Below are 5,607 nucleotides of genomic sequence, written 5' to 3'. Positions count from 1 at the left end.
GACGCCGGAACCCGAGCCGATCCCAACACCTGAGCCGGCCCCGGCCCCGGAACCCGAGCCTGCTCCCGCACCCGAGTCAACCCCGCAACCCGAATCTGCACCGGAACCCGTTCCCGCGCAACAGGACTCGGCTTCCGTCGACTCGGTGGCTCACGAGGATTTTCCGCCGGAGCCCGAGGACGATTACGGCCCCGAGCCGGATCCGGTGTTCGAGTCGGAACCGGAACCCGTGGCGGCCCCTGCCGCCGCGTCGAGCGAGCCCGACGCAGCCGCGGTGCGAGCGGTGTGGTCCGAGGTGCGCACGAAGGTACGAGACCGGAGCCGCACCGTCGAGGTGATGCTCTCCGGTGCCTCGGTGCGCGCCGTCGAGAACGGCACCATCACGCTCGGCCACGACTCGGCACCGTTGGCCAAGCGGCTGGAAGAACCCCGCAACGCCGACGTCATTCGCGACGCTCTGCGTGACGTCTTCGGCGTCGAATGGTCGGTGGTGTGCTTGGTCGGTGCGGCGGCACCACCGGAACAGTCATCAGCAAAAAAAGATGAACCGGCAGCGAAACCCGCGTCGCTGCCGAAGTTCTCGAGGCCGAGCCAGGCAGGGGCTCCCCGTCCCACGTCGGACGGGTTCGGATCAGCGGGGGACGGATCCTCGACCGGCATCGGGGCGGACGACATTCCGATGCCCGAAGCGCCGGACTATCCCGACGAGCCCGAGCCGGTAGGCCCACCGCCGCCGGAGACCCCGGAGGACGAGGAAGAGCTGCTCAAGGCCGCGGCCGAACCCGCCGATCCGACGGTTCGCCGCGACCCGGAAACCGTCGCGATTGAGCTGTTGGTCAGCGAACTGGGAGCAGTACCGCTCAAAGAGACCTGAGCGTCAACCGACGGTGAGGTCCTCGTTGTCCGCGAACACCAAGCGACCACTGTCGAGTGCCACGGCCCAACGCCGTGCCACCGCCCAGTCCCGCGAGGTGGTGTCTGCTGTCTGGACACCGAAGTCCTCGACGATCGCTCCGGTCTCGTAGGCGTCCTGACCGGCCTTGTCGTCTGTGCCGGTCGAGTGGATGCGTACTTTGACGCGAGCGCCCACGGTCAGTTCGTTGTCGGTTTCCATGGTGGGTCTTCTTCCGCGCTCGGTAGATCTGATCTATCCGAGTGTCCCATGCCGACTTCGTTCAAACCTGAACCTCCGCGTCGGTCATGGACCACGCTCGTTTCGGTCCTTATGTCGGATCTACCCGCGGCTCTACTGTGGCATGAGCTGAGGTCTGTTGTGGCCTCGCACCGATGCGGTCGGCCACCACTGCGACCGCGAGAAGATCGAGTATCTGGAAGGAACTGCGCGCTGTGACTACAGAGGCATTCATTTACGAGGCCATCAGGACTCCCCGAGGTAAGGGAAAGAACGGCTCCCTGCATTCGGTGAAGCCGATTTCCCTGGTGACCGGCCTGATCGACGAGCTTCGTCGACGTTTCCCCGACATGGACGAGAACCGGATCTCCGATCTCATCCTCGGCGTGGTCTCACCCGTCGGAGATCAGGGTGCGGATATCGCGCGCACGGCGGTGCTCGCGGCGAAGATGCCCGACACCGTCGGCGGCTTCCAGCTCAACCGCTTCTGCGCGTCCGGTCTCGAGGCCGTCAACCTGGCTGCGCAGAAGGTGCGCTCGGGCTGGGACGAGCTCGTCATCGCCGGTGGCGTCGAGTCGATGTCGCGCGTGCCGATGGGCAGCGACGGCGGCCCGTGGGCCATGGACCCCGTCACCAACTACGACACCTACTTCGCCCCGCAGGCATCGGTGCCGATCTCATCGCGACGATCGAGGGGTTCAGCCGCGAAGACGTCGACGCATACGCCGTCCAGTCCCAGGAGCGCGCCGCAGCGGCATGGTCCGGTGGCTACTTCGCCAAGTCCGTCGTTCCGGTGACGGATCAGAACGGCCTGCTCATCCTCGATCAGGACGAGCACATGCGTCCGGGCACGACGGTCGAGTCCCTCGGCAAGCTGAACCCGGCCTTCACCGGTATCGCGGCCATGGGCGGATTCGACGACGTCGCGCTGCAGAAGTACCACTGGATCGAGAAGATCGATCACGTGCACACCGGCGGTAACAGCTCCGGCATCGTCGACGGCGCAGCACTCGTCCTCGTCGGCAGCGAGCAGGCCGGTAAGGATCTGAACCTGGTGCCAAGGGCGCGCATCGTCGCGACGGCCACCAGTGGTGCCGACACGACCATCATGCTGACCGGGCCCACCCCGGCGTCGAAGAAGGTTCTCGCGACCGCGGGCCTGACCGTCGACGACATCGATCTCTTCGAGCTCAACGAGGCATTCGCCTCCGTCGTGCTGCGCTTCCAGAAGGATCTGAACATCCCGAACGAGAAGCTCAACGTCAACGGCGGTGCCATCGCCATGGGCCACCCGCTGGGAGCAACCGGAGCGATGATCACCGGCACCGTGCTCGACGAGCTCGAGCGTCGCGGCGGCCGGTACGCCTTGATCACCCTGTGCATCGGCGGCGGCATGGGCGTCGCCACCATCATCGAGCGAGTCTGAGGTATTACGATGTCTGACAACATGATTCAGTGGGACCAGGACGCCGACGGTATCGTCGTTCTGACGATGGACGACCCCAACCAGGGCGCCAACACGATGAACCAGCTGTACAAGGATTCGATGGGAGCGACCGTCGACCGCCTCGAGGCCGAGGTCGATTCCATCACCGGCGTCGTGCTCACGTCCGCCAAGAAGACGTTCTTCGCGGGAGGCGATCTGCACACCCTCATCGCCGCTCAGCCCGAGGACGCCCAGCGGGTGTTCGACGAGGTCCAGGAAGTCAAGAGCCAGCTGCGTCGGATCGAGAAGCTCGGTAAGCCCGTCGTGTCCGCCATCAACGGTGCAGCACTCGGCGGCGGACTCGAGATCGCCCTCGCGACGCATCACCGCATCGCGGCCGATGTTCCCGGCGTCCAGATCGGTCTGCCCGAGGTCTCGCTGGGCCTGCTGCCCGGCGGCGGTGGCGTTGCCCGCATCACGCGACTGCTCGGTATCCAGACCGGCTTCATGACCGTCCTCGCCCAGGGCACCCGGTTCCGTCCGGCGAAGGCTCTAGAGATCGGTCTGATTCACGAGTTGGTCGGCAGCATCGACGAATTGGTGCCCACCGCCAAGGCGTGGATCAAGGCCAACCCCGAGGGTGGCGTCGCACCGTGGGACGTCAAGGGCTACAAGATCCCCGGCGGCACGCCGTCGAATCCGAAGCTCGCACAGATCCTGCCTGCGTTCCCGTCCAACCTGCGCAAGCAGATCAAGGGCGCACCGATGCCGGCTCCGCGTGCGATTCTCGCGGCTGCTGTCGAAGGTGCGCAGGTTGATTTCGACAACGCATGCACCATCGAGTCGCGCTACTTCACCGAGCTGGTCACCGGCCTGGTGTCCAAGAACATGATTCAGGCGTTCTTCTTCGACCTGCAGGCGATCAATGCCGGCAAGTCCCGTCCCGACGGCATCGAGAAGACCACCTTCACCAAGGTCGCGGTTCTCGGCGCGGGCATGATGGGCGCGGGCATCGCGTACGTGTGTGCCAAGGCCGGAATCGACGTGGTGCTCAAGGACGTTGCCCTCGAGTCGGCGCAGAAGGGCAAGGCGTACTCCGAGGCCATCGAAGCCAAGGCGCTCTCGCGTGGCAAGACCACCCAGGAGAAGTCCGACGCACTGCTCGCGCGTATCCACCCGACCGCCGATGCCAAGGACGTCGAAGGCGCTGACCTCGTCATCGAGGCCGTGTTCGAGTCGGAAGAGCTGAAGCAGAAGGTGTTCCAGGAGATCGAGGACCTCGTCGATCCGACGGCGCTGCTCGGTTCCAACACCTCGACGCTGCCCATCACGAGCCTCGCTCAGGGCATCAAGCGTCAGGAAGACTTCATCGGAATCCACTTCTTCTCTCCCGTGGACAAGATGCCGCTGGTGGAGATCATTCGTGGCGAGAAGACGTCGGATGCGGCCTTGGCCAAGGCATTCGACCTGGTGCAGCTCATCAAGAAGACCCCGATCGTCGTCAACGACAGTCGTGGATTCTTTACCTCGCGCGTCATCGGCACGTTCATCAACGAGGCCATCGCGATGCTGGGCGAGGGCGTCGAGCCGTCGACCATCGAGCAGGCCGGTCTCCAAGCCGGTTACCCGGCTGCGCCGCTGCAGCTCTCGGACGAGCTCACGCTCAACCTGATGCAGAAGATTCGCAAGGAGACCTACGACGCCATCAACGCTGCCGGCGGAACTCCGCCCGAGGACCCGGCCGGCGAGGTCATCGACAAGATGGTCGACGAGTTCGAGCGTCCGTCGAAGGCCAAGGGTGCGGGCTTCTACGAGTACGAGGACGGCAAGCGCGCCGGCCTGTGGCCCGGACTGCGTGATGCCTTCAAGTCGGGCTCGGCGGACATCCCGTTCGAGGACCTCAAGGAACGCATGCTGTTCATCGAGGCCATCGAGACGCAGAAGTGCTTCGACGAGGGTGTGCTGAACACCACCGCCGACGCAACATCGGCTCGATCTTCGGCATCGGCTTCCCCGCCTGGACCGGAGGCGTGCACCAGTACGTCGTCGGCTACCCGGGAGGTCAGGCCGGATTCGTCACTCGTGCAGACGAGTTGGCGAAGAAGTACGGCGAACGCTTCCAGGTTCCCGCCTCGCTTCGTTAGTGCCAAGGCAGTGGTGTGGTTATGTGCCGCCCGTGGCACATAACCACACCACTGCGCGTAGCGCACTCACCCGCGATGCGCGATCAACCTCTCGGCGCCGTCTGTGAATTGTTGCTTCATCAATTCGCAGGCGGCGTCGATGTCGTTTCGAATGAGTGCCTCGATGAGTTCCTCGTGGTTGCGCACCGTCGCTCGGCCCCAGTCGCGGTCGGTGGCGTAGAGGCGGGTGGGTGTGTAGCGGGTGGCGTTGTTGAGAAACCACGCGAGTTTCGCCGATTCGGCGAGTCGGTTGAGGACGCGGTGGAACTCGAACTCGCAGTTCTCGACGTCCTCCGGCTTTCCGTTCTCGACGGCGATCGACAGTGCTGCGGTGAGTTCGGCGAGCCGGTCGAGTTCGGCCTCGGTGATCTTCGGCGCAGCGCGGCGAACCAGCTCGACGGCGATCCGACCCTGCAGCCAGAAGATGTCGACGATGTCGTTCGGCGTCAGCGGCGAGACCTTGTATCCGCGATGCGGGACCAGCTCGACGATGCCCTCACCCCGCAGCGTCAGCAGCGCCTCGCGTACGGGAGTGACGCTCACTCCGAGTTCGGCTGCCGTCTCGTCGAGTCGGATGAAGTCTCCCGGACTCACTTCGCCGGACATGACGAGGTGCCGGACGTGGCTGGCCACCTCCTCCGACAGCTGCGGCCGTCGGCGCAGAACCGATGCTCGACGCTTGTCCACCATCCCGAAAGCCAATCACACGGCGGGCTTCGTGCGCAGGAGGACCTGCGCGACCGGTTCGACGACTCGGGCGGCAATGGGCCCCAGGATTGCCATCAGCAGCACGTATGCCGTCGCCAGAGCCGCGAGCTCGCCCTCCACCGCGCCTGCGGCCACGGCCAGCCCGGCGATGACGATGG

2 protein-coding genes and 4 pseudogenes are annotated in these 5,607 nt (G+C 65.2%); 3 read left to right on the top strand and 3 right to left on the bottom strand.

Going from position 1 to position 5,607, the window contains the following annotated elements; all coding sequences use genetic code 11:
* Nucleotides 1–874 (top strand): annotated as a pseudogene (locus RHBS_RS23480) (DNA polymerase III subunit gamma/tau); the annotation flags it as partial.
* A 3-nt stretch (nucleotides 875–877) separates the two neighbouring features.
* Here RHBS_RS23480 and RHBS_RS23475 read toward each other — a convergent pair.
* The gene (locus RHBS_RS23475) at nucleotides 878–1,114 is read right to left on the bottom strand and encodes a hypothetical protein (protein ID WP_128646538.1); all 237 of its coding nucleotides are present in this window, start codon (nucleotides 1,112–1,114) and stop codon (nucleotides 878–880) included.
* A 233-nt stretch (nucleotides 1,115–1,347) separates the two neighbouring features.
* Between RHBS_RS23475 and RHBS_RS23470 the strand changes: the two are divergent.
* Nucleotides 1,348–2,558 (top strand): annotated as a pseudogene (locus tag RHBS_RS23470) (acetyl-CoA C-acetyltransferase).
* A gap of 9 nt (nucleotides 2,559–2,567) precedes the next feature.
* Nucleotides 2,568–4,702 (top strand): annotated as a pseudogene (locus tag RHBS_RS23465) (3-hydroxyacyl-CoA dehydrogenase NAD-binding domain-containing protein).
* Between the two features lie 66 nt (nucleotides 4,703–4,768).
* On the opposite strand, the gene RHBS_RS23460 reads toward RHBS_RS23465, so the two are convergent.
* Nucleotides 4,769–5,431, bottom strand: a complete 663-nt coding sequence (locus tag RHBS_RS23460; protein ID WP_187298609.1) for a GntR family transcriptional regulator — start codon at nucleotides 5,429–5,431, stop codon at nucleotides 4,769–4,771.
* 12 nt (nucleotides 5,432–5,443) lie between these two features.
* Nucleotides 5,444–5,607, bottom strand: a pseudogene (locus RHBS_RS31075) (cation:proton antiporter); the annotation flags it as partial.

The sequence above is a fragment of the Rhodococcus sp. BS-15 genome, from assembly GCF_000813105.1.
In the GTDB taxonomy this organism is placed as follows: domain Bacteria; phylum Actinomycetota; class Actinomycetes; order Mycobacteriales; family Mycobacteriaceae; genus Rhodococcoides.
This window is presented reverse-complemented; position numbering and strand designations above follow the sequence as displayed.